19 protein-coding genes are annotated in these 25,283 nt (G+C 44.3%); 8 read left to right on the forward strand and 11 right to left on the reverse strand.

Going from position 1 to position 25,283, the window contains the following annotated elements; all coding sequences use genetic code 11:
• Positions 1–32: 32 nt before the first annotated feature.
• The 5 genes from vmeQ to MTF70_RS04010 form a co-directional block, all read right to left on the reverse strand.
• Positions 33–3,173 carry an efflux RND transporter permease subunit VmeQ gene (gene vmeQ, locus MTF70_RS03990; RefSeq protein WP_182016428.1) on the reverse strand — a complete coding sequence of 1,047 codons (3,141 nt, stop codon included), beginning with the start codon at positions 3,171–3,173 and terminating at the stop codon, positions 33–35.
• A gap of 10 nt (positions 3,174–3,183) precedes the next feature.
• Positions 3,184–4,326: an efflux RND transporter periplasmic adaptor subunit VmeP gene (gene vmeP / locus MTF70_RS03995; RefSeq protein ID WP_025768494.1), complete on the reverse strand. Its 1,143-nt coding sequence runs from the start codon at positions 4,324–4,326 to the stop codon at positions 3,184–3,186.
• A gap of 90 nt (positions 4,327–4,416) precedes the next feature.
• Complete coding sequence (locus tag MTF70_RS04000; RefSeq protein ID WP_025768495.1) at positions 4,417–5,208, reverse strand: hypothetical protein; 792 nt, start codon at positions 5,206–5,208, stop codon at positions 4,417–4,419.
• Between the two features lie 529 nt (positions 5,209–5,737).
• Complete coding sequence (locus MTF70_RS04005; RefSeq protein WP_205461296.1) at positions 5,738–7,897, reverse strand: prolyl oligopeptidase family serine peptidase; 2,160 nt, start codon at positions 7,895–7,897, stop codon at positions 5,738–5,740.
• Positions 7,898–8,103: 206 nt separating this feature from the next.
• Entirely contained in the window at positions 8,104–9,675 is a 1,572-nt protein-coding gene (locus tag MTF70_RS04010) for an ATP-binding cassette domain-containing protein (protein WP_205461294.1), read from the reverse strand.
• A gap of 445 nt (positions 9,676–10,120) precedes the next feature.
• Between MTF70_RS04010 and MTF70_RS04015 the strand changes: the two genes are divergently transcribed.
• The 3 genes from MTF70_RS04015 to MTF70_RS04025 all read left to right on the forward strand — a co-directional run bounded on the left by MTF70_RS04015 (position 10,121) and on the right by MTF70_RS04025 (position 13,291).
• Entirely contained in the window at positions 10,121–10,546 is a 426-nt protein-coding gene (locus tag MTF70_RS04015) for a universal stress protein (RefSeq protein ID WP_005375398.1), read from the forward strand.
• Positions 10,547–10,712: 166 nt separating this feature from the next.
• Positions 10,713–11,330 (forward strand): NAD(P)H-dependent oxidoreductase, encoded by a 618-nt coding sequence (locus tag MTF70_RS04020; protein WP_005375391.1) that lies wholly within the window; start codon positions 10,713–10,715, stop codon positions 11,328–11,330.
• Positions 11,327–13,291, forward strand: a complete 1,965-nt coding sequence (locus MTF70_RS04025) for a monovalent cation:proton antiporter-2 (CPA2) family protein (RefSeq protein ID WP_025768498.1) — start codon at positions 11,327–11,329, stop codon at positions 13,289–13,291. Before MTF70_RS04020 ends, MTF70_RS04025 begins: the two co-directional genes overlap by 4 nt.
• 92 nt (positions 13,292–13,383) lie before the next feature.
• Here MTF70_RS04025 and MTF70_RS04030 read toward each other — a convergent pair whose 3' ends face one another.
• A complete protein-coding gene (locus tag MTF70_RS04030; RefSeq protein WP_005375389.1) occupies positions 13,384–13,677 on the reverse strand; it encodes a hypothetical protein in 294 nt (97 codons plus the stop codon).
• A gap of 245 nt (positions 13,678–13,922) precedes the next feature.
• Between MTF70_RS04030 and MTF70_RS04035 the strand changes: the two genes are divergently transcribed.
• A complete protein-coding gene (locus tag MTF70_RS04035) occupies positions 13,923–14,216 on the forward strand; it encodes a metalloregulator ArsR/SmtB family transcription factor (protein ID WP_005375388.1) in 294 nt (97 codons plus the stop codon).
• Between the two features lie 108 nt (positions 14,217–14,324).
• Here MTF70_RS04035 and MTF70_RS04040 read toward each other — a convergent pair whose 3' ends face one another.
• Positions 14,325–15,674, reverse strand: coding sequence for an alpha-amylase family protein (locus MTF70_RS04040; protein WP_053303801.1), 1,350 nt, complete (start codon positions 15,672–15,674; stop codon positions 14,325–14,327).
• A gap of 520 nt (positions 15,675–16,194) precedes the next feature.
• Between MTF70_RS04040 and MTF70_RS04045 the strand changes: the two genes are divergently transcribed.
• A complete protein-coding gene (locus MTF70_RS04045; RefSeq protein ID WP_005375386.1) occupies positions 16,195–16,551 on the forward strand; it encodes a MerR family transcriptional regulator in 357 nt (118 codons plus the stop codon).
• A gap of 58 nt (positions 16,552–16,609) precedes the next feature.
• Positions 16,610–16,987: a carboxymuconolactone decarboxylase family protein gene (locus tag MTF70_RS04050; RefSeq protein ID WP_005375385.1), complete on the forward strand. Its 378-nt coding sequence runs from the start codon at positions 16,610–16,612 to the stop codon at positions 16,985–16,987.
• A gap of 77 nt (positions 16,988–17,064) precedes the next feature.
• Here the strand turns inward: MTF70_RS04050 and MTF70_RS04055 are convergent, their stop codons facing one another.
• Both MTF70_RS04055 and MTF70_RS04060 read right to left on the reverse strand, forming a co-directional pair.
• A complete protein-coding gene (locus MTF70_RS04055; protein WP_005375384.1) occupies positions 17,065–17,295 on the reverse strand; it encodes a PAS factor family protein in 231 nt (76 codons plus the stop codon).
• A gap of 282 nt (positions 17,296–17,577) precedes the next feature.
• Positions 17,578–20,004, reverse strand: a complete 2,427-nt coding sequence (locus MTF70_RS04060; RefSeq protein WP_025768500.1) for a M9 family metallopeptidase — start codon at positions 20,002–20,004, stop codon at positions 17,578–17,580.
• Between the two features lie 448 nt (positions 20,005–20,452).
• On the opposite strand from MTF70_RS04060, the gene MTF70_RS04065 reads away from it, so the two are divergent.
• Positions 20,453–21,430 carry a hypothetical protein gene (locus MTF70_RS04065; protein WP_205461290.1) on the forward strand — a complete coding sequence of 326 codons (978 nt, stop codon included), beginning with the start codon at positions 20,453–20,455 and terminating at the stop codon, positions 21,428–21,430.
• 31 nt (positions 21,431–21,461) lie between these two features.
• Here the strand turns inward: MTF70_RS04065 and accD are convergent, their stop codons facing one another.
• Positions 21,462–22,325 carry an acetyl-CoA carboxylase, carboxyltransferase subunit beta gene (gene accD / locus MTF70_RS04070; protein ID WP_025768502.1) on the reverse strand — a complete coding sequence of 288 codons (864 nt, stop codon included), beginning with the start codon at positions 22,323–22,325 and terminating at the stop codon, positions 21,462–21,464.
• Positions 22,326–22,466: 141 nt separating this feature from the next.
• On the opposite strand from accD, the gene MTF70_RS04075 reads away from it, so the two are divergent.
• Positions 22,467–23,366: a LysR family transcriptional regulator gene (locus MTF70_RS04075; RefSeq protein ID WP_205461288.1), complete on the forward strand. Its 900-nt coding sequence runs from the start codon at positions 22,467–22,469 to the stop codon at positions 23,364–23,366.
• Between the two features lie 147 nt (positions 23,367–23,513).
• Here the strand turns inward: MTF70_RS04075 and MTF70_RS04080 are convergent, their stop codons facing one another.
• Entirely contained in the window at positions 23,514–25,073 is a 1,560-nt protein-coding gene (locus tag MTF70_RS04080; protein WP_017635256.1) for a methyl-accepting chemotaxis protein, read from the reverse strand.
• Between the last annotated feature and the right edge of the window lie 210 nt (positions 25,074–25,283).

The following is a 25,283-nucleotide window of genomic DNA, read 5'->3' on the forward strand; positions in this document are numbered from 1 at the left end:
GGTGTTGTGAAGTCAGTCAGTTGAAATCAGCGTTATTGCTCGCTCACCTCAAGTTCAGTGGGTTTCTTTCGCTTAAACTTCTCGCGCAGAGATTGCATCATCACGAAGAACACTGGCGTCAGTAACGTGCCTACAAACGTAGAGAGAATCATGCCGCCGAATACTGCAAAGCCCAGTGAGTGACGAGATGCCGCACCGGCACCCGATGCAATCACCAACGGGAATACCCCCCAAATGAAGGCGAATGCGGTCATCTGTACTGCACGGAAACGAATTCGAGCAGCTTCTTTGGCAGCATCAATGATGGATAAGCCCTTTTCTTCTCGCAGAACTTTGGCAAATTCCACGATAAGAATCGCCACTTTGGCGGACATACCGATCAAGATGACCACACCAATCTGCACGTACAAATCGAACGGTTGTCCCACCAGCAGTAGCGTGCCCATTGCGCCGAGAATCGCGACTGGAACCGCCATCATTACCGCAGCAGGAATAGTCCAGCTTTCGTACTGAGCCACCAAGAACAAGTAGGTGAACAGCAAAGACAATGCGAACGCGATTGGCGCCATGTTGCCTGCTTTCATCTCTTGGTAAGTCATGCCTGACCACTCGTACGAGTAACCACTTGGCAAAGATTCCGCAGCCAGTTTTTCAATGGCTTTTACAACATCACCCGAGCTGTAACCTGGCGCTGGCGCACCGTTCACGGTTGCAGAACTGAACATGTTGTAGTTCGATAAGGTATCAGGGCCGAAGATCGGCTTCACTTTCACTAGCGTTGCCAGTGACACCATTTTTCCAGAGCTTGAGCGAACAAACAGATGGTCGATGTCGTCGATGTTGTCACGGTATTGCTCTTCTGCTTGCACTTTCACTTGGTACGAACGACCAAACAAGTTGAAGTCAGAAATGTAGGCACCGCCCAACTGCGCTTGCAGTGTGCTGAAGATTTCATTCAACGGTACGCCCATCGAAATCGCTTTATCGCGGTCAATATCGATGTAACGTTGCGGAATGTTCGCACGGAAAATCGAGAACGCACGCGCCACTTCAGGCAGTTGATTGATTTGGCCAACAAAATCAGCGGTTGTTTTTGCCAACTCTTGTGGAGAACGGCCCAAGTTGTCTTGCAGCACAAGGTTGAAACCATCCACCGCACCCATGCCTTTGATTGCCGGCGTCGCGAAAACGAACGAAGCGGCATCTGGCGTTGAGTTCAGCATTTGGTTAACTTTGCTCATCAACGCGCGTTGGTGTAACTCAGGGTCTTTACGTTTGCTCCAGTTATCCAGTTTGATGATCAACATGCCCGAGTTTGGAATCGACGCCATGTTAATTACCGAGAAGCCCGCAACCGAAACCACGTTCTCCACACCTTCCATCTGTTTTAGCTCATCAACGTACTTCTTCATTAATGGTGCAGTACGCTGCAATGCTGCTGCGTCTGGCAAACGCATTTCGACCATGAACACGCCTTTATCTTCGTTCGGAACGAAAGAAGAAGGTACGGTCATGAACGCAAATGCCAGCACCGCAATAAGCGCGCCATACACACCGATACTCAGCACAATGCGGCGGCTCAAGAAGCCAACTAAACCTTGGTATTTGCGCGTTATTGCTTCAAAACCGCGGTTAAACGCACGCAAAGGCGCAATAGGTTGCGAGTGAGTAGATTTCAACATCAACGCACAAAGCGCTGGCGTTAACGTTAATGCGTTGATCGCAGAGATCAGCACCGACACACAGATGGTGACCGCGAACTGGTTGAACATCCGACCAGAAATACCCGGCAATAGCGCAACCGGTACGAATACTGCCAACAAAATGAGCGTTGTTGCCAATACTGGCCCCGTCACTTCTTTCATAGCTTGGATCGTGGCCGGAATCGGGTCTAAATGCTCTTCATGGATAACCCGCTCCACGTTCTCTACCACGATGATCGCATCGTCCACCACGATACCGATGGCGAGGATCAAGCCAAACAACGAGATGGTGTTGATGGTCATGCCCATCACGCCCATGATTGCGAACGTCGCAATGATGGAAACCGGAATCGCTAAGGTTGGTATGATGGTCGCTCGCCAGTTCTGCAAGAAAACGTACACAACGAAGGTTACAAGAAGTACCGCAATCACTAGCGTCTCATACACTTCATCAATCGATGTCTCTACGTATTCGGTAGAGTCATACGCGATGTCGTAGACCAAATCATCTGGGAACGATTTCTCGTACTCTTTCATGGCCTCTTTCACGCGTTCCATCACGTCTAGCGCGTTCGCTGTCGGCAACTGGTACAAGGCCAGAACGGCGGCTGGTTCGTTATTCATACGACCATCAGCTTCGTAACCTTGTGCGCCAACTTCGACACGAGCCACATCTTTCAAGCGAATCAAAGAACCTTTCTTGCTCGCACGGATGATGATGTTCTCGAACTCTTCCGCAGAAGTAAGGCGGCCTTTGGTTTGCAAAACATATTGATATTGCTGGTCACCCGGAGCTGGCATACCACCGATCTTACCCGCCGCCACTTGGATGTTTTGCGTTTTAATTGCGCCGATAACATCGCTAGCAGAAAGCTTCAAGGTGGCCAATTTATTTGGGTTCAACCAAATACGCATTGAGTAGTCTTTCTTACCCAGCAGCGTAATGTCACTCATACCTTCGATACGTTTTAGACGCTCAACGATATTGAGATCCGCGTAGTTAGAAAGGTAGATACTGTCGTAAGACTGTTTCGGAGAACGCAGTGTGATAACGCCCAGCATGTCGGAAGATTTCTTCTTAACCGTCACACCGATTTGGTTTACTTCTTGTGGTAGAGACGACGTCGCCTGTGCCACCAAGTTGTTCACACGAACCTGTGCCATATCGCCATCTGCGCCCACTCGGAAGTAAATACGCAATGTGTATGAGCCATCGTTACCAATCACAGAAGACATGTAAATCATGTCTTCAACGCCGTTGACTTTGGCTTCTATCGGTTGTGCTACCGTCTTTTTAACCACATCCGCGTTTGCACCCGGATACATGGTGCTCACCGTAATTACCGTTGGAGAGATTTGAGGATACTCAGAAATTGGCAAGACTTTCAGGGCGATCATACCCATCAATGTCATCGCCAGTGAGATCACCAAAGCAAACTTCGGCCGGTGAATGAAAAATTTACTTAACATCAGTACTCACTCAGCCTTGTTCACTCTGTAGCTCAACGTCTTTCACCGTTGCACCCGGACGCACTTTTTGTAGACCATTGACGATGACTTTTTCGTTAGCCGCCAAACCAGTCAGTACAGCACGTTTCACACCGTAGGTCTGACCGAGCTCAACGTTACGACGAGACACCACGTGATCATCACCAACCACCATGACGTAGTCACCCGCTTGGTCTTGCTGAACAGCCACCGATGGGATAAGCAAACCATCAATGGTTTTGTTGCGCAGCTTGATGGTCAAGTTGCCATATTCACCCGGCATAAGCGCGTAAGTTGGGTTATCGAATTGTGCTTCTGCTCGAATTGAGCCTGTTTCTAAATCGATCTTGTTGCCAACGGCGTAGATCTTGCCATCCAGCGGATACAATGAACCGTCTGAAAGCGTCAGTGTTAAATCAACATCCAGTTTGTCATCGTTACGATGAGCCACATCAATAGCACTTCTTACGCGGCGGTAGAGCTTCTCATCCACATCAAAGCCAAAGCGAATTGGGTCTATTTGAGTGATCGAAACAAGAGGAACGAGTTGAATTTTCGAAATACGGTCACCTACTCGGAAGTTGCTGAAACCCACACGGCCAGAGAAAGGAGCACGTACAGAGCTAAATTCAAGATCGAGTTTTGATGAAACCAGCGTCGCTTTCGCCTCTTCTACCGAAGCAATCGCTGCGGCTTGCGCGGCAATGGCGTCATCGTATTGCTGCTCACTGATGCTTTTATCTTTGATGAGTTTCTTCACACGTTCTGCATCACGCGTAGTTTGAACGAGTTGCGCTTTTGCTTTTTGCAACGACGCTTTTGCATACGCCAGTGCCGCTTTGTAAGGACGGTCGTCGATTTCAAACAACAATTGGCCTTTTTCGACCATATCGCCATCTTTAAAATAAATCGCGGTTAATTCTCCACCGACTCGCGGCATAATATCAACGTCATTTACCGCTTCAGTTCGACCGATAAAAGTATGATAAGGAGTGATTTTTGTTTCGGTTAGGGTAACGGTTTCAACAGAGGGTGCTTGGGCAGTTTTCGTTGCGATATCGCCAGTTTTGCATCCTGATAGTAATGCAGAAGATATAGCAATAGATACCAACGCAAATTTATATTTTGCTTTCATGATAAACCTACTTTATGTAGAAAGTGCTTTGGCCTAAATATTTAAATATATGGATAAACACACTTTCTATTCTGGAAATAAACGAGGGAGTTAGAATTGGTAGTTAAATTCGATACGGTGATCACCATCACCGAAATTAACGTGCTCATTCCAGTTTGCAAAGTAACGAATATTTGCGCGAGGATTAATTTGATAAGACAACGCAAACTCATGAGTCAAGATATTATCTTCACCCACGTAATAAGTATCTTTATATTGACTAGACCCTGACAACGTATGCATATACATTGGGTTGTAGTTAATCCAGATTTTATCGGTTAATTCAATTTTTGAGTACATACCCACAACGGTGAAAGTACCTGGAATTTCATAACCTTTGTCATCACCACTAAAATCATTAGCAATAGTGACACCCGCACCAGCTAAAGGAAATATCTGCAACATACCAAACTTAGGTAGACCTTGAATAAAGCTGTAAGATGCATCTAATTTATCGTTATCAACGTCGTAGTTTACATCTAATTGACGGCCTAGACCTTTTGCGACTTCTACTTGGAAATTACGTAGTCGGAAAGAGTCAATGCTGTCATCAACGTTGGCATATATTGGATCATCATTGTCGCGAATGCCAAATAGCTCACCACCAATGCCTTTCATTTCAATGATGTTCATCGCCATGGTACCAGGCTGGCTAGATTGGTAAGTTTGACCGATTTTGATGTTCGCGCCTTTATCAGTAATACCAAAGCCCGCTTGGGTGTATACCGCAAGTGGGTCAGACATATCTTGTAGTTCTTCGTTATTGTTTGTCTGCGCATAGGCAGAAGACGCGAGTTGTAGGGCTGCAACCATAATGGCAACAGACGGTTTCACTAAATTCATAAAACTGTATCCATTTTAATGATTATAAAATTATTCACGTCATGAGGTCATCATAAATAGCAAGCAACACAACTCGCTTTGGATAACATAAATTATCAAAGAAAATTCAATAATGACGAAACATTCGACGCTTTAATTAAAATAAAATAAAGAATCGTAAAAGTTCAATCACCGCTACTTATATCTTATATAACTTGAAATTTGGTAATACTAACGAAGAAGGAAATATTAAAACTTATGAAAATTAAATTATCATTAGAACAAATGATTAATTAATTTTACCATATAAATAGAGAGTGCAATGGATTTAGGTGATCGCGATCAATGTTTCATTTCGATCGTACAACACTCTTCAGATTAATTAGAACATTATAATAATTTAAAAAAACCTTAGTTTGATTAGCCTAGCATCAGATTAAAATAGTAGGCCTATAATAAATAAAAAGGGAATCACTCTCTGTGATTCCCTTTTATTATCGAGCGATAAAGCGCAGATGCGTTTCGATAACTAAAACGCAAACAATTCGCACTATTGCAGTTTCTCTATTCCCATATTGAACAGTGCAAAACTATAAATATCTGCATTTGTCTCAATTATTTTACGCGTTGGTGTGCCTGCACCATGTCCTGCATTGGTTTCGATGCGAATTAAGGTCGGATTTGAACCCGCTTGCTTCGATTGCAACTCAGCAGCAAATTTGTATGAGTGAGCAGGAACAACACGGTCATCATGATCACCGGTTGTAATCAATGTTGCTGGGTATTCCACCCCTGCTTTTACATTGTGCACCGGCGAGTAACTTTTCAGATATTGGAACATCTCTTTACTTTGCTCTGCCGTGCCGTAGTCATACGCCCAACCAGCACCTGCGGTAAAAGTATGGTAACGCAGCATATCCAGTACGCCGACTGCTGGCAGCGCCACTTTAAACAGCTGTGGACGTTGCGTCATAACGGCCCCCACTAACAAGCCACCATTCGATCCACCGTTAATGGCTAACTTGTTTGATGACGTTATCTCTTCATCAATTAGGAATTCAGCCGCAGCAATAAAGTCATCAAACACATTTTGCTTTTGCATTTGAATGCCAGCGTTGTGCCACTCTTTACCATACTCCCCACCACCACGAATGTTCGCTACCGCGTAAACACCACCAAGCTCTAACCAAGCCGCACGTGTCGGGCTAAAAGATGGCGTGAGGCTAATGTTGAAACCGCCATAACCATATAGGATGGTTGGTGCACTGCCGTCCATCGGTGTCCCTTTTTTATAGGTGATGATCATCGGCACTTTTGTTCCGTCTTTTGAGGTGTAAAACACCTGGCGAGATTCATACAAAGCAGGATCAAATGGCGCCTTAGATTTGTAGTACACCTCGCTATCACCATCTTTGATGTTCAGACGGTAGGTAGTGCTTGGCATCTTGTAGTTGGTGAAAGAGTAGTAGACTTCGGTTTCTTCTTTTTTCCCCGAGAAACCGTATGCGCTGCCAATATCAGGCAATTTGATTTCTCGGATGAGTTTGCCGTTCATATCGTATTGCTTCACCATTGAGATCGCATCAACAATATAGCTCGCAAACAAATTGCCACCCGCGGTAGAAACACGTAACACGTTCTTTGTTTCAGGAATCACATCTTTCCAGTTTTTGGGCTGCGGCTGACTTGCATCCACCGTCACGACGCGTTTTTTCGGCGCATTAAGGTTCGTAACCAAGTACAGTTTCGTGCCTTGGTTGTCTATCACCCAAGTATCAGAACTGGTGTTATCTAAAATGGTTTTGAGCGAGCTATTTGGCTTACTCAGGTCTTTGAAGAACAGTTTGTTGCCCGACGTCGATACGCTGGCTGAGATAAACAAGTAGCGTTCATCTTCCGACGTGTAACCCCCAACGTAGCGATACTTTTCGTCCTTTACACCACCGAAAATTAATTGGTCTTCACTTTGTTTCGTCCCTAGTTTATGAAAGTAGAGCTTGTGTTGGTCTGTCTTCGCAGAAAGTTCACTCCCTTTTGGCTTGTCATAACTTGAGTAATAGAAGCCTTGATTGCCGAACCAACTGATGCCACTGAACTTAATATCCACCAGCGTTTCGCCGACGGGCTTTTTGGTTTCTGTGTCTAACACAATGACTTTGCGCCAATCGCTACCGCCTTCCGAAATGCTGTATGCAACCAAAGAACCATCACGTGAAAAGCTCACTCCCGCTAACGATGTGGTGCCATCTTCACTAAAAGTATTTGGATCGAGGAAAATTTCTGCTTCGCCATCACCTAACTGCCGATAAAGCACATCTTGGTTTTGTAGCCCGTCATTTTTGTAGAAATAAGTGAACTTACCCTCTTTGAACGGTTGGCTTTGCTTTTCGTAGTCCATGAGCTTAGTGATGCGCTCTTCAATCTGCTCGCGGTAAGGGATTTTCGACAGATAATCAAACGTCACTGCATTTTGTGCCTTAACCCATTCTGCGGTTTCTGGGCTGAGATCGTCTTCCAACCAGCGATAAGGATCACTCACTTTTGTACCAAAGTAGTCATCGACAACATCCACTTTTTGTGTGGTTGGATACGTGATGGTTTTCGGGGTTACCTGTTCAACCGACGATTGCGCCGCTTCATTTGCATACGCCACAGACAACACACTTCCGAGTGCGAGAGCCGTTGTGAGTGCTAGGGTGTTCTTTTTCATGAAATTCCTTTTTATTTTTCTGTTGTCTTTTTGTGCAATACATCAGAACTCTACTATATATCGACAAAATGAATCTAATTTCATTAAACGAGTTGTGAAAGCCATCCTAACTCCCTCATTTCCTTCCAGTTCTACAAACTAGTAAGTGGCGGTGTAGAACTTGGGAACAATACTGAAGAGCTACGATGGCGTTTACTCTCTTTCGTCTAAGTCAGCTCGATTTGGCGCAAAACCCCAGACTCAGAAGCGAAATCTTGGTCGTGACTGATCAGAACAAATCCACCTTTGTATGTATTTAACGCCTGACTAAGCATTATTTTTGACTCGAGGTCGAGATGGTTATCTGGTTCATCAAGCAGCAGCAAAGGCTGAGAATTTTGGTGGCTGACTATCAGCATCGCGAGCTTCATCTTCTCGCCACCGCTCAGTAGGCGCCCCAATCGAAACACAGCATCTCGACGAAAACCGATCCCGGCCAATAAGGTCCTCGCTTCACTTTCCGTCATCTCTTGGCAGCTCTCCATTACGTTCTCAAGTAACGAAAGATTTGGATTCACTGCACCAAAATGTTGGTCGAGATAATACAAAGGCGTATTCACTTGCAACTCACCACTCTGCAACGATAACTCGCCAAGCAACGTCTTTAACAAGGTTGATTTTCCGCAGCCATTTCTCCCTTTGAGATGGACTTTGTCGTTCGCAAAAATCTGCAACGTGATAGGCGTAGAATTCCCAAAAGGTAATATACCTTCTTGTATCGACAACACTTTTCGCGAACGGTTCGGATTATCTGTAAGAGAAAGCTTTTGCGCCTTGAGTTGCTCATGTCGCGATTGCAACGCCTGTTCTTTGGCTTGTAAATGCGCTTGTCTGAGTTGCTCATTCTTATTGCGATTTGAAGCGCTGGCGGTCGCGCTATCCTTTTTTCCATCAAGCAAAATTTTGGGCTGACTGCCGTCTTTGCGCAGTTTGTTCCCTTGCGCGGCGCGTTGGTCTGCTTTTTCGCGATTTTTCTGGGCTTGCTCGGCTAACCGTTTTTTCTGTTTATCGACTTGCGCTAACTGCCTCTCGACCGCTTGCAGTTCAGTGCGTTTTTTCTCGGCGTACACATCGTAATTTCCACCAAAAGCCTGTAAACCTAGGCCCGATAGCTCCCAAATTTCCTCCATCTCTCGCAGCAGCTCACGATCGTGACTGATGAGTAAAATCGCGCCGCTGAAATGCGTCATAGACTCTATCAACCATTGTTTCGCCTCGGTATCGAGGTGATTGGATGGTTCATCGAGAATCAAAAGCTCCGTTTCGTTTTCAAATAACTGCCATAACTGCAAACGCGCCAACTGACCACCACTGAGCCGAGCACAAGAGAAATCAGGATCTTGCGGTAATCCCATCGCAGCGAGCTGCTGTTTGAGTTTTAATTCAATATCCCACTGCTCGCCAACCAGTTCGAACCAATGTTCAGAAACATCACCTTGTTCAATCTGCTTTAAAGCATGCAAGACCGCATCTTTGCCCAGAAACTGGGCGATCGATTGCTGACCTGAAAGCAGGTCAGACGGCTGCTGGCGATACATCATGAAAGAAGAGGGAGCAGTCACAACACCGCTGGCAGGCTGAATTTCTCCCGCTAAAATGGAAGCCAAAAGCGACTTGCCAATGCCATTGCGCCCAACCAAACCAACACGTCGTTTAGTCATGGAACAAGAAATAGACTGGAATAGCGTATCGCCATTATCAAACTGATGGCTAACATTAAAAGCTTGTAAAACTGGCATAATTTGCCTCCTGTATGACAGGGACAACAGCCGTAGCTATGATTTGAAATTGCAACAAAACGCGTGCACAAACGCATTAAGCTCTATGTAAAGTTCGACGATATACGTCAAATCAAAAAGTCGTCTTGTTGCAAAGAAATATCGGAAAGTGAGCTACGCCTACTAACCCTGCAGATCCAAAAAATAAGTAAAAATATGGATGACAGGTTTAGTTCTTCATGTTGGCGTAATCTCCTAGAGAAATGATGCGCAGAGTGTAGCCGCTTTTTTGTTCAAAAAGCAAGCTTTCTAACCAAATGTGAACAAAAAGAAAGTTTCACAGTAAGTTGTTATATCACATTAACTTTTTAACAAGTCTTTGAACAATTTCGAGATCTTAGCAACACAATTTTTATCCAAGCCATACTATGCTTAGGGTAAAGATAATCCACATAAGGGCGTGGTTATGAAATACAAACATATCCTTGTTGCACTCGAACTGTCAGATGAAAGCACCGTGCTTATCGACAGAGCGGTATCAATGGCAAACTATCTCGACTCCGATATCTCCTTTATTCATATTGATGGTACGCACGGAGAAATCTATCGTGAGCTTGTAGACATTAAAGAAAACCCGGATCAAAGGCCGTTGAATGAGCATTCAATGGAATGTTTAAAAACATTTAGTGATTACATGGACTACCCACTTAAACACTTCTTTGTAGGTACGGGTGATTTGGCTGATAAATTGGAAGTCACCATTAAAGAGCAAGAAGTGGATCTGCTGATTTGTGGTCACCACCAAGATTTCTGGAGCAAGATCATTTCTTACTCCAGACACTTAATTAACAAGTCACCGGTGGATATTCTAGTCGTCCCTATTCATGATTAGTAAAACGTAACGCTTCCCAAAACCACCAATTTATTTGGTGGTTTTTTATTGATATTGAAACAGCTTAAACAGTTTTCCAAACTAGCTTGGCGATCATTTATGAGTTACATTTTCTAACCAACCCGCGCTCCTACTGGGCATGGTTACTTAGATAGCAAGGATCCCTATGGCAAATAAAAAAGTACTCATTCTCTTTGCTCATCCTTCCCAGCATCGTTCAGAAGTGAATACTCCACTTTTCAAAGAAGCTCAAAAAATTGAAGGCGTGACATGTGTTGATCTCTATGGCGAATACCCTCGTTTCGATATTAATATCGACCGTGAGCAGCAACGCTTACGTGAGCATGACGTGGTGATTTTCCAATTCCCACTATATTGGTATTCAACGCCTGCGATTTTAAAAGAGTGGCAAGATCTGGTTTTGGAATATGGCTTTGCTTACGGTACAGATGGCACAGCACTGCAAGGCAAGACCATGCTTTGTGTGCTGTCTGCAGGGGGTAAAGAAGAAGCTTATAAGGCAGAGGGCTACAACCACTTTACGATTCGTCAACTGCTTGCGCCTATTGAACAAATGTCCGCACTGACAGGCATGAACTACATTGCCCCTCTCGCGATGTTTGGTGCACGTACAGCAGATGAAGAAGGGCGAATCCCTCGTCATGTTGAGCGGTACAAGAGCCTGCTAACAGCTTTAGTCGAAGATAGGTTGGATGTTGAAGCTGCGGCGTCATTAATCAAGCTTAACAGCGCATTGCCAGAGCTCATTAAGGAGGCTTCATGACAGGAATATTCTTACAAGCCTTCGTATATTTGATTGCTGCTGTAATTGCAGTCCCACTTGCTAAGCGTTTGGGACTTGGGTCCGTTTTAGGCTATCTCATCGCAGGTGTGGTCATTGGCCCAATTATCGGTTTAGTCGGTGAAGAAACAACAACAATCCAGCACTTTGCCGAGTTTGGCGTGGTGATGATGCTGTTTCTCGTTGGCTTAGAGCTCGAACCCAAAATGTTGTGGGCGATGCGCAATCGCTTAATGGGCTTAGGAGGTCTGCAAGTCGGCGGTACCGTCGCGGCGATTATGGGTATTGCCTTATACTTTGACCAGCCTTGGACCATAGCCTTAGCCATAGGTTTGATCTTCGCCCTCTCTTCTACTGCGATTGTTTTGCAAACTTTTAGCGAAAAAGGATTAACGAAGACGGAAGGTGGACAAAACGCTTTCTCCGTGTTGCTTTTTCAAGATATTGCCGTGATACCAATGTTGGCGTTCATTCCCCTATTGGCCTTACCTGAATTAATTGAACAGGCACAGTCCGCGGCTCAAACAGCCGCAGCGCACCATGAAGAATTAAGCCTCGTTGCGGGGTTGCCAGGCTGGGCATACGGCATCGTAATCACAGCATCGATTGCAATCGTCGTCGTTGGTGGACACTTTTTAAGTCGACCTCTGCTCAATTATGTGGCTAGCTCTGGTTTGCGAGAAATCTTTACCGCAACTGCACTCATGCTGGTCATTGGTATCGCTGCGCTGATGAGCTTAGTGGGCTTATCTCCTGCCTTAGGAACCTTCTTGGCTGGCGTTGTATTGGCGAACAGTGAATTCCGCCACGAGTTAGAATCCAACATCGAACCATTTAAAGGCTTATTGTTAGGTCTGTTCTTTATTACCGTTGGCGCAGGGATCAACTTCTCGGTCCTTTTTGGTGATTTCTGGTTGGTCATGGCATTGACCATTGGCGTGATGGTTTTGAAAGCCTTGGTGCTGTTTATTCTTGCACTGATATTTAGGGTGAAAGGCAGCAACCGCTGGCTGTTTACCCTAAGCTTGGCTCAAGCAGGTGAATTCGGCTTTGTGCTTCTAAGCTTTTCAGTGCAAAACCACGTCATCCCATTTGAACTTTCACAAACTCTTGCGTTAGTGGTTGCGATTTCGATGTTCCTGACACCAGGTTTGTTTATTCTGTTTGATAAAGTGATTCTACCGCGCTTTGAAAGCCAGTCAAATGAACGCGAAAGCGATACGATTGAGGAAACAGGCACGGTGATCATCGCCGGCATCGGCCGCTTTGGACAAATAGTGAATCGCCTATTGGTATCAAACGGCGTGACTACCGTGGTACTTGACCATCAATCTGACCAAGTCGATAACATGCGCCAGATTGGCACTCGCGCCTATTTTGGCGACGCGACTCGACCAGATATGCTACATACAGCCGGCATTGAGCACGCCGCTGCGTTGGTTGTGGCGATTGATAACCAAGAATCGAGTGTAGAACTGGTGAAGTACGTTAAGCACACATACCCAAAAGTAACAGTGATTGCACGTGCCTTTGACCGTGGACATGGCTATCTTTTGCGTCAAGCGGGAGCTGATATTATTGAATCAGAGACCTACCATTCTGCATTGGAGATGGGCGGTCACACAATGAAAGCCCTTGGCATTCACCCCTTCTTTGTTGAACAACAGAAGGCGACATATAAGCGTGTTGAAGCACGTAAGTCAGAAATACTCTACAAAGCTTGGGAAGATGATTCTGAAGGTGAACGCTATGACAACAATTTCCGACAACTGTTTATTCAGTTAGAGGAGAAAATGGCGGAAGAGATGCAAAAAGATCGTCATGACAAACTATCGCGGTCAGAACGTGGTTGGACCCCGCCACCTAAAGGTTACGCCGATGACTTTAATGAAGATAACGTCCAAGAGCTAATACCACCAAGAGAAGAGCCTATCCAACGATAACGCACTCCATATTAAAAACCTCCCGCTTGGGAGGTTTTTATTTTTTCAGTACAGAGCCACACGCCGTGCAGAATAAAATGATCTTCTCGATATTACATAAGATCATTCATTAAAATCTCATACTCTTCGTTTGCTTCTTCCACTAAATGAGAAAGCTCTAACGCATCAGTAACTGCAAGATTGAACTGCCACGGAGTTGTGTCTTCTTTACCACAGATTCGAGTTTCACACCCACGACTCTCAAAAGACAAATCATCAAACTCTGTGGTGTGGCGCTCTTGAAGTTCAACAATCTCAACTTCTAATTTACCGACAGGATTGACTTTAACGTGGGCATGTAACTCCGAACTGTTAGACAAACAATAATCTCTATGAACCGCAATCATGGCCGCCTCCTTGGTCTGCCAACTGACAACTCAACATTGAGTGTAGACGAGGGATTTTGAACGTGGCGTGAAATAATAATGAAGATTGATCTGTCTCATTAGAACAGACAATTGTTGTCATGAAGGCATGAGCCAGCATGAATCTCACCTGATTTAAATTGTTCTGAGATCGTAATAGTTGGCATTTACTGAGACTTTCCCTATTATCGAAACAAAATTACTGTGGTCATTCTTTAGAGGTCAGTATGGAGCTTGAAGCCGTTGCTAAAGCACTAAAAGAGTTAGGGCATCCGACTCGTTTAAGTATTTACAAAGAAGTCGTCAAAGCGGGATACAAAGGTATCGCGGTAGGCGGCGTACAAGAAAAGCTTGGCATTCCAGCATCCACTCTCTCTCATCATATCTCTAGCCTTGCTTCAGCCGGTCTTCTCACCCAGCGCCGTGAGGGTAGAACCCTTTTTTGTGTTGCAGAATATCAGTGCTTAGATGACGTAATTGGTTTTTTAAAAGCAGAATGTTGCGTTAACGAGTGCTCATAAATTTCTAGCAAAAACGAGAGAGTTTGAGTTTATATTGAATTTCAGCAGAACGTGAATGACGATGAAAAACATACACACCGAAATTGCTAACCTCGGTGTGTACATCTTCTAGTTCGCGACGAGTAACATTGACGACTTAGATGGTACGATTAACTTACCGTCAGTTGGAATGATTTGTTCTGTCATCAAATCAACCCAATTACCATCGATTTTTAATGTCAAAGACTGTTGACGCTGTGATTTATTAAGCACCACAATACCTTTGTCACCTCGCTTAAGTACGAGCATGTCATCGTTACCTTCAAGAACACTCATCGGCTCGCCATGCGTCATATTATGGAACTGGATCATTTTTGCCATTCTCGGATCGCTCCATGCACCCTGCCATCTTGGCTGACCATTTTTGCCTTTAATACCGCTGGTGTTTAAGTCGGTATAAATCAACGGCACACCACCATCTCGGCCTAGAATATAGGCATAAGCTAACCATTCGTTTTCCTCGTCCATGATGAGATCAAGAAAGACATCATTGTTAGGAATATCATGTGTGATAGCAAATGTAATCGCACGACCGGGGGACAGAGCCTGACCAAAACAATAGGGATCAATCAGAGACTTGAAACTGCCCTTTTTAGCAAACGCCTTAAGCATGGTTGAGAACAAAGGGAAATCGTACGCACCTAGGCGAGTTTCCTGTAGATACGGCTCAAGAAACAGCTGATACTCTTCTTCCGTCGCACCGCCATCGGTAATAATTTCACCAAATATATGCACATCCCGCGTGATGTCGTCTGTCCAAACACGCTTAAGATGCTCTAACGTCATGTGTTTCGCAGCGTCAATACGAAAACCTTTCACACCAATAGCTTTCAGCGCTTTGAGGTACGCTCGCTGCTGCTCAACGACATGGTCACAAACACGAAGAGTTGGCAAGCCAGGGTCGGTTGGCCCACCTGTGATACGTCCATTTTGAACCTGCCACTTATCTTTCCAGTCTTTAATGCCGAATGCTTCAACAAAGTCCTCTTCATCAAAAAGTGGTTGAGATAGATCGCCAAACAACGTTAGCGACTGATATTTCTGTTTGTCGTTCTGGTATTCCTCCAAGACCTCTTGTCTTGGGTACTGAAGGTCTCTGCGAAGGTGGGCCTCATTTGCCATATGGTTAAACACTACGTCGGCATAAACCCACACACCAACTTGCTCCAGTTCACGAACCATATGAATAAAATCTTTGGTATCACCCAAAGCATTATCGATAACACGATAATCCTGTGGTTGATAACGCTGCCACCAGCGCTCATCGTGTGCGCTTTTCATTGGTGGCGAAACCAACACAGAGCCATAACCAAGCTCGCGGATTTCTTTTGCTCGTTGGGCAATGTCAGCATACTTCCAATCAAACGCATGTAAGATAACGTTTGCACCGAATGATTGTGTTTCCTGTGAGCCACTCATGTTGTTCTCCTGCTCGTTTCCACTCACGATTACTTGTTTGCATTTTTTTGTGAGTGAATTCAATAATCGAAATTATAAAAGCTATTCATCAGAGGCACTCACCCTTTTAGCACTAACTCAAGGCTGAAATCGAAGGCGTAGCAACTCATCCATTGCACAGCGATAAATCGTTCTGAGTGAATAACGGGCACACAACATACAACCCAAATAGCCCAACACAAACCTAAAATATTGTTTTTATTGGCAAAAACATCAATCAAAAAAGATGCAACATAAGACCTACGTACGCCCTAAAATAGGCCCAAAGGATAAAAATAGCCAAGCCAACCCGTTTAGTAATCAATTGTTAATAAAACGAAACTGGCAGGTGGATCACGTTTGGCGCGTTTCAAAAATCCAGTAAATCACCATACCTAGCGTTAAAAGACTAAAGATTTCTGTTTGTATCTGTCCCGAAATGACTTCAAAATGCGAAACTTAGCTTATCTCTATGGGGTATGCTCTACCTTGGAGGATAATAATGAATATCAAAGAATTTTCTGACCTCGTCGGGCTATCTGCTCATACACTTCGATACTATGAAAAAATCGGTTTACTTAAACATGTCCATAGAAACGCGAGTGGACATCGAATGTATAGTTCGAAAGATCTAAACTGGATAAGCTTTGTTAAACGTTTAAAAGAAACTGCAATGCCACTTGAAGAGATTCTAGAATATGCCAAATTAAGGGAAGTCGGCTCTCAATCTGTACCACAACGTCAAGCCCTGTTAGAACAACACCAAGAAAACCTCAAACGCCACATTGAGCAACAGAAAAAGCACTTATCGGCTCTAGAAGAAAAAATTGCCTTGTATAAAAGCGGAAAAGTTCGTTGACTTAGAGTTAACTCTAACGATTAAGGTGTGTTTACGTTTATTCACTAGGAACATACCGATGGAACAATCACGCTTTAACAAAGGATTAGAACTACTCTCTCAAATTGATGGCGACGCTGGTCATAATGTCATCGAAACCTTACAAGATATTTGTCCAGATTTAGCTCAGTACACCATTGAGTATCCGTTTGGCGATATTTATGCTCGCCCGGGCTTAGACCTAAAATCGAGAGAAATCGCAACCGTCGCCGCGCTAACGGCAATGGGGAATTGCGCGCCGCAACTAAAAGTGCACTTAAATGCAGCGCTGAATGTAGGCTGTAGCGAGGATGAGATTAAAGAGATCATTTTGCAGATGTCCGTCTACGCAGGGTTTCCCGCGGCATTAAACGGCATGTTTGCATTCAAAGAAGTGTTAGCGGAAAGAGCAGAGTAATAACAACGTTGAAATCAATTTAACCGCAGTTAAAAACGGCCCTTGGGGTTCGGGCCGTGATTAAAACAACGAGTGAATTAGCGCTCAGGAGTTTCAAGCAGTTTAACCGCGCAATCTACCGCGTTGTTAATGCCTTGACTGCTCTCCAACTTGCCTGAACTTGCAGGACCAAGGGCACAAGAATACAAAGCCAGCTGCTTATCGAACGGCAGATCCAACTGTTCATAGAGATTTTGTCGGATTCTTGCATGTTGTTCTGGTTCTTGGTTAGCAAGGCTAATCAACGTTTCATAAATAAGCGTTTTCATGTCTTTCCCTTTTCACTTTATTGCACGGGGTGCATATATATTGTATCCATTTGGGAATCACAAATCAGAAGCTAGGTCACAGAACGCGTCGCTAAAAAAGTTTATGTGCGCGGTAAATTGCAATACAAACCTAAAGCCGTTTAGAAAAAGGGCAACTGATAACTCGATAGATCAGCCGATTAACTAGCATTCGCCGCTGTTTGTTTATAATCGTGTCCGATATAAACAAAAACGTCGCTGTATCAGCGACGTTTTATCTCGACTTTAGCTAATCGAACCTGTTTAGTTGAAGTGCACTAGCATTTCAACGTCATCACCTTGCTCTGGAGCCTGAAGAGCGAAGTACACGTACCCTGCTTCAGTAACAGGAATCGCAAGGTATTCATTGCTGCCTGCATAGTTGGACGCATACTCGTGCTGCTCTACTGTAGGCCAATGTTCCCTACTCGCGTATAGATCGACATTACCAGTTTGAGAGTGAGCCGTTAGCCATACACGAACCTCTTCAACACCTTCAGGCACATAAACTGCTGCATAACGCTGCTTGTGAACGGTAAGCATTTTGGCTTCACCAGACTCTAATACCACAGGTGCTAAATCATCTTGCACTTGGGTTGGCGGTGTTTGCGCTTCCACTTCTAACGCAGCCACAAGATTCACTGAGTCATAGCTATCACGTCCAGTTAAGCTGATGTAGTAACGACCCGCTTTAACGTAACCATCTTGCTTTGGTTCAAACACAATCTCTTCATTGCTGCCATCAGCATATTGACTCATTTCGAAATCATAGTAATGCGCGACTTTGTTGTAGCTCATGTAAAGATCCGCATCACCCGCACCCTCAATAGATACATTGAAGTTAACGGTGTTGGCTGGAACATCAACGTAGAACAGTTTTTCGCTGTATGCTTCGCCACTGAGCTGAAGGCTTTGGTTCGCCGTCAATTCAGTCACTTTTGCTTCAGGGCTTGTTGGTTCTGTTGGTTCTTCTGGGTCTGTATCAGGTTGCTCAGGTTCCACTTTTAATGTGTCCAACCAACGTTCAAACTCAGCATCGTATTGTTGACCTAAAGACGTCACCTGCTGTGCCCATTGTTCGAACTGGCCAGAGCGCGACAATGCCAACAAGCTTTCGACGTCTTGTGGATGATTTTCTAACATGAATCGAACAGCTAGATAACCCCAACGATAGATACGATTGGTATCGTGAGAGTACGTGGTATCAAACACAGTGGAAAGGCTCAGTTTACCATCTGCAATCAGCTCAATCGCAGCTTGGTAACCTTGCTTGTAATGCATGTATTCAGCAAAACCTTCTAGCCACCAAACAATATGACCATGAGCCAAGTTATCGCTGAACGAACCGTATTGGTTAAATCGTGCATCTAAATAGTGCGTGTATTCATGTTCTAGGTTCAAGATAGAGAGATCTTCACCATTCGCGTAGCGATAAGCGACGAAACGCGCAGTATTTTCCGCTTTTGAAGGGTCACCTTCTAGGTACTGACCACCGTTGTCCGTTGTATTACCAAATAGGAATGAAGAGTAATCAACGTAACTAGCGTTACTCGCGAATACCGCCACTTCAACACGATCATTCAAATCATCAGCGACAGGTTGATTACCCGTATTCGCAACTCGATGGAAGTCGGCTTCTTTTGCCGCTAGCACTTCACACGCTTTCGCTGCTTGAGCATCGGTCAGATCTTCAGAGCGAATAATGGCAGGTCCCTGACATTCAAAACGATTTGGCATTACACGTGCAGCTAAATCTTGCTTGGCTTGCTCAATATTCAGACCATTTAGGCCTTCTGGTGCGTAGTAGCTCATCATTTCAACGGCAGCAAGCCATAGTTTGTCATGCTCACTACCCAGTGGATAACGCTGCATCACCTGTTGCATTACTGCCAATGCTTTGCGTTTGGTCTCCTGATCTGGGCTCGCGAGCAAACGACCAGTTTCACGTAATGCATTGAAAACGATAAAGCTTGCATCCGTATCTAATGCCCAAGCATTATCAGATGCGAATTTCACCAACGTATCAATATGGTGTGTATTGTTTGCCATGTATCGGTAGAACGCATCGTTCGCCGCATGGCCTGCCATAGAGCGGAACAAGTTGTTTAAACCATCAACCCATTGCGTGTCCTGCGCGGTTTCACGATTAAAGTGCATCAACGCGGCCATCATGCTATCCATGGTCAGCGGCAACTGCTTAACGTTATCAACCATCAAAGTCAGGCTCTTCATTGCACCAACTTGTTCACGACCTTGATCCAAAGCATGAGGGTTGTTTAGGAATAGGTTCGTCGACTGAGCAAAACGCTGACTCAACGCTTGCGAAAACTCAGGTGTACCAGTACCAGCGTTGTAGCGAACGTAGTAGGCCGCTCGAATAAATTCGCCTAGGTTCTCTAGAATACGAGCTTGATCTACTTCACCACGATAGCGAGCGATTTCTTGATCCAGCGCGACTTGGATACGGCTTAGGCTCGCTTCACTATAGATATCATTCAGCGTTTCTGAAGGTGCTGAAAACCAAGCGTGGTAGCAATCATATTCAGCACCAGAAACGGCAGTAGCCAGATCTCGCGATTGTTGTAAATCAGCAACAGCACACTGATTTTGTGCAAAAGAGAAGCCAGACACACTCGCTAGCATACAAGCAAGCGCCAAACGATGGCGCGGGAAAAAACGGATATGAGACATAACAACACTCATTGATTATTAACATACATTGAGTGGGGGTTTATATTCTTTACAGCTCAAACAGTGAAATCAGTGTCATAAAATTTATGAAACCGCTCCCAAAAATAGGTCTTTTACTCTAATTAAATGGGAGCAATCCCACTCCAAAAAAACTCACAATTATCAATAAAAACATTAATTTACCTTTTTCTAAATAACGACTTTATGAGGAAAATTGCCCTTAAACGCCCCCCTTAACTCTTCCAGATAGAGTTCACGACAATCAAAGGTTCTAAATTAAATTTTGATGCTTGATACCATCTATTTTTATTTGTGACTCATTCCCAATAAGTCATAGAGTGCATATCAAAAGGTTGGCATTAATGGTAAATTCTCCGCCAAATCAAACACATTTACTCCTCCAGTCATTGATGAGTAAATAAAGCAGATATTTGGCTAGGGATAATACATGTCACTTTGGGGATTTTTGGGAGCGGGGATTGCCTACTTCATGACAACGTTTGCCTTTGTTTTTGGCGGCATTTTTTGGTTATGTGCTGAAGGTAATACATTAAGAGAAACAAAGCGCCAATCATCAATAATGTCCGGGGTTATTGCTTGTACTATTGGAACTTGGGTGCTTGCTTTTGGTGTTTACGTTTACGGTTACTTTTGGGATAACTCTTCTCACTATTATTTTTATTTGCTCGCTCCATGGGGACTTGCCATTTTTGGGGTAAAACTTCGTAACCGCTGGGTTAAGCAATACGCGCGTGTAAAACACGCAAAAGAAGAACAGTGGCAAAAGCGCTGGCGAGAATTATTAGGGGAAGATACTGAAGAGCTTCCACCATATACACATGATTACGAGCTCTACTCGGGCATTTGGCAAGCCAATGAAGCGCTCCAAGAACAGTGTTTTGCAGCCCTTCCTCACGGGAAAGCAGTCTACGAGAGAGTGAAAGCCTTCCAAAAGATGGCCTCCCCCGCTGGTGGCATAAACAATCAAGTTTTGCTGAGTAAACTCGATCAACTAGAGGATGAAATCATTCAAGTTCTTGAGCAACACTCGCAAAAGAAAGTAAGCATTGAAACTGGCGCAGGTACTTTACACAAAGAGTCAAAACGCAATGTTTATCACCATGAGAATGGCCCAACAGAAGAGCAACTGTACGACTCAATCAACCTCCAACATGATTTGGATCGAGAGCTACGCAACATTATCTATGATCGGCTCGGTTACGATGGCGAAGATGAGTACTTTTTCCTCCAAGCGCCACTCGAAGAGCTTACCGAGAATGAAACCGCAATCAACTGGATGCTCTGGGGGTTAGTAAGCGACCATTTTGCTGTTGACCCATACCAAACGGCGTTGGATCTCAGCCTAATGAATGCGGAACCAAGATGGGGGCAAAATGAACGGTTTGTAATGATTACGGCTCAATAAACGCAAGTACTAAGTCTAACTTTAATACAACCTATTCTGAGACCACCCTCGCGTTGGTTAACTTAGCCAGTAAGCGGCCAACGCGATCGCGCATTTCACGTCTATCGACAATCATATCTAGCGCACCATGCGCTAGTAAAAATTCACTTCGCTGAAACTCGTCTGGTAGCTTTTCACGTACCGTTTGCTCAATGACCCGTCTTCCCGCAAAGCCAATACTTGCTTTAGGTTCACCAATATTGATGTCTCCTAACATGGCTAAACTCGCCGAGACGCCACCATAAGTTTGGTCCGTCAATACTGAGATATAGGGTAATCTGTGCTCAGATAAGTGGTTTAACGCGGCGCTGGTTTTTGACATTTGCATGAGTGCCACCAAAGACTCTTGCATGCGCGCCCCTCCGCAAGCGGAAAAACATACTAACCCAGACTTTGTATTAATTGCGCTTTCAACTGCTCGGACAAACTTCTCGCCAACCACTGCGCCCATCGAGCCTGCCATGAAAGAGAATTCGAATGCACACGCAACAACAGGCAGCCCCAATAACTTGCCCTCCATCACCACCAACGCATCTTTTTCTCCAGTCGTTTTCTGTGCTAAAGCAATTCGCTCTTTATATCGCTTTAAGTCTTTAAAACCCAAAATATCTTGTGGCTCCAACTCACTTGCCAACTCTTGTTGTGTTCCATGGTCCAGAAAAGAGATCAACCTTTGACGCGCAGCCATTCTCATGTGATATGAGCATTTAGGGCATACTTCCAAATTTTCTTTTAACGAGGCACGATAAAGTATTTGTTCACACTCAGGACACTTTGTCCAAACGCCCTCAGGGATAGACGCTTTGCGCGAACCTATTATATTTTTATTCTCAAATAACCGTTCTAACCAGCTCATAAATTCACCACTATTGATTACGTTCTAGCGCGATATCTCGTTGTTTGTTCGCTTAAACTTGTAAATAAAATTGTATGTAACTTAGTACAGGGATAAAGTGCGATATGCTGGCTTGATAATCCAATAAAGTGGGATAATGAAATGTTTGATAACGTTGACCAAATCTGGTTAAAAAGTTTTCACTGTGTTTATGAGAACAACAGCTTTAAGCGAGCCGCTGAGTGTTTGAATATACCAACATCAAATATCAGCCGACACATTGCCCTGCTTGAAGAAAAGTTAAACATTAGGTTGTTCAATAGAACAACAAGGCGAATGACGCCTACCGAGGCTGGAGAAGAGCTCTATAGCAGCACTCGTCCGTTATTGGAGCAACTCAACGCCGCACTAGAAACTGTAACGCGCCACTCGCACACGGTAACAGGGGAACTGCGAATTCTTATGCCAGACACACCTGTACTGGCCAAAGCGGTTGTCACCTTTTGCACGCAATACCCGTCAATCTCTTTGTCTTGCGATACAACGCTAAACCCTAAAGATGATGTTATTGACAGCTTTGATGTCATTTTGAGTTTTCATAGAGGGACTTTGTCAGACAGTAACTGGGTGGTGAGAGAGATAAAACGCTGGCCCAGTGCCATTTTAGCCGCGCCTCAATTAATTGAGAAATACGCCACCCCTTACAAAATTACGGATCTAAGTCATGTTCCCTGCATCACGACGCTTACCGCAGTAAATGGTGCACCATGGGTATTCAGAAACCCTGCTGGGGGCCATATTACTCAAACTGTGCAATCTTCATTCAAAGTAAACAGCGGTCATCTCGCCAGATATGGCGCGTTATCAGGGCTTGGATACGCAATATTGCCAATTGAGTCATGCCAAAATGAGATCAAAAATGGTGAGCTAGAAATCGTCACTCTAGAGTTCGAACCTGAGGATTTAGTGCTTTACGCCTTTTACTCGTCTAGAAAACATGTAGCTAAGAAAATATCTATGTTTGTTGAACATTTAAAGCAAAACGCAAAACTTAACGCCTAGCTAAGCTTTACTCAACTAATTTATCGTATTCTGTTTTATCGTCTAGAAAGGACAAACACCGCTAAGCGATTTGAGACTCGATTTTTTCAAATAAAAAAGCCAGCAATTAACATTTACTGGCTTTTATTAAAGAGGGTCAGTTGGCGTTTAGATTCTAAACGCTCCTACGTGACGATCGAGTGTTCGCGATAGCTCCGCGAGTTGTTGACTTGATTCTTCTAGTTGCTCACTCGCTGTTAGCGCACTTTTCACTGAGTGGCTGACGGTATCCATGTTCATATTAATTTCGTTTGCTACCGTTGATTGCTGTTCTGTTGCGGTTGCTACTTGAGTATTGATATCTGAAATAGTCGTCACTTGTGCAGCTATTGCTTCTAAAGCCTGTCGAGCTAACTCAGTTTCTGCCGTTCCTTCTTCAATAAGAGTCTTACTATTACTCATTGAATTCACCGCACTTTGAGCTTCAGTTTGTAGCTGGTGAATCATATTGTCAATTTCATCGGTAGAATGAGCCGTTTTAGTCGCTAGGTTGCGAACTTCATCAGCTACGACTGCAAAACCTCGGCCGGCATCACCAGCGCGTGCAGCTTCGATAGCCGCATTGAGAGCCAATAGATTGGTTTGCTCCGAAATACCTCTAATCACCTCTAGAATACTACCAATCGACTGAGTATTTTCAGCAAGACTCACGATAATGTTGGAAGTGCTGTTCATCTCGTTTTCAAGATTAGTCATCGCCGTTTTGGTTCTTTCTAGCGTCGTGTAGCCATCTTGCGCTTCATTACTTGCTGCACTCGCAGCATTTGCCGCTCCAGCAGCATTGGAGGCAATTTCATTGACCGTCGCAATCATTTCGTTCATGGATGTGACAACCAGCATGGTTTGCTCGTTCTGCTCTTGCCCTCTTGTGAGCGCTTGTTGAGATTGCCCACGCAAAGCGACAGCTGAACTATTAAGCTCCACACCAGTATTTACAACTTGTGTAATAATCTCATGTACTTTCCCAACAAAAACGTTGAAAGCAGAAGAAATTTGCGCGACTTCGTCATTACCTTTCGCTGGCAAACGAACGGTTAAGTCTCCGTCTCCTTTTGAGATGTCTTGTAGAGCGTCTTTAAGCGCAGAAAGCGGTCTCATCAGTTTATTTAGCAGAAGTGACAGAATCAAAACACACATAACGAAGATCGCCACCATAGAGATCAACTGGTAAGTAATAATTCCATTCGTCGCTTGGCTCACTTCGGTAATGGGAATACCAATATCAAAAGTACCGTATAACTGACCATCCACATAAATTGGTGCCATGATGTCAAACACCCATACTTTCTGTACATCGGCATACCACTTTGAGTACTGTTGAACACCTCTCGTCGCGCCTTCAACAGTATATTCATCGTTATAGGTTTTGTTCAGCTTGTGCTTATCACTGTGGGCTACTGCCGTCACGTTACGATCAATTACAACGGCATAACTCACGTCTGAACGTTGTTTCAGCCCCTCAACAAGCGATTGTAAATCTTGCATTGGATTGGCTGAGTTCTCCAAAATATAACTCGCATTTCCCGCTAGAAACTCAGCTTGAACTTGGGATTTGTTTAAGATGATGTCATCGATTTTCTGACTCGAAATTAGGTACGTTGATGCCATACTCGCCACGACAGCAATACCAAACATGGCGCAGACTGCTAATAAGATGATTCTTTTCATTATAATTGTCTCAATACAATTCAATTGATGCTCATTAATCGAGCGCTAAGCCTTTCTTCTCCAAAACCAACCAAACTGCATTTTGGGTCTGTTTGGCAGAGCAAGACATAACTTTATAACTATGTATCTGCTTGGTTCCCGATTACTTTAGACAGAAGGAAAAAAAGTCTTCAAAACGTCACATTTCTACGAGGTTTGGCGAAGGGACGA

This window comes from Vibrio sp. 2CM40D, assembly GCF_023161825.1.
Lineage (GTDB): Bacteria > Pseudomonadota > Gammaproteobacteria > Enterobacterales > Vibrionaceae > Vibrio > Vibrio alginolyticus.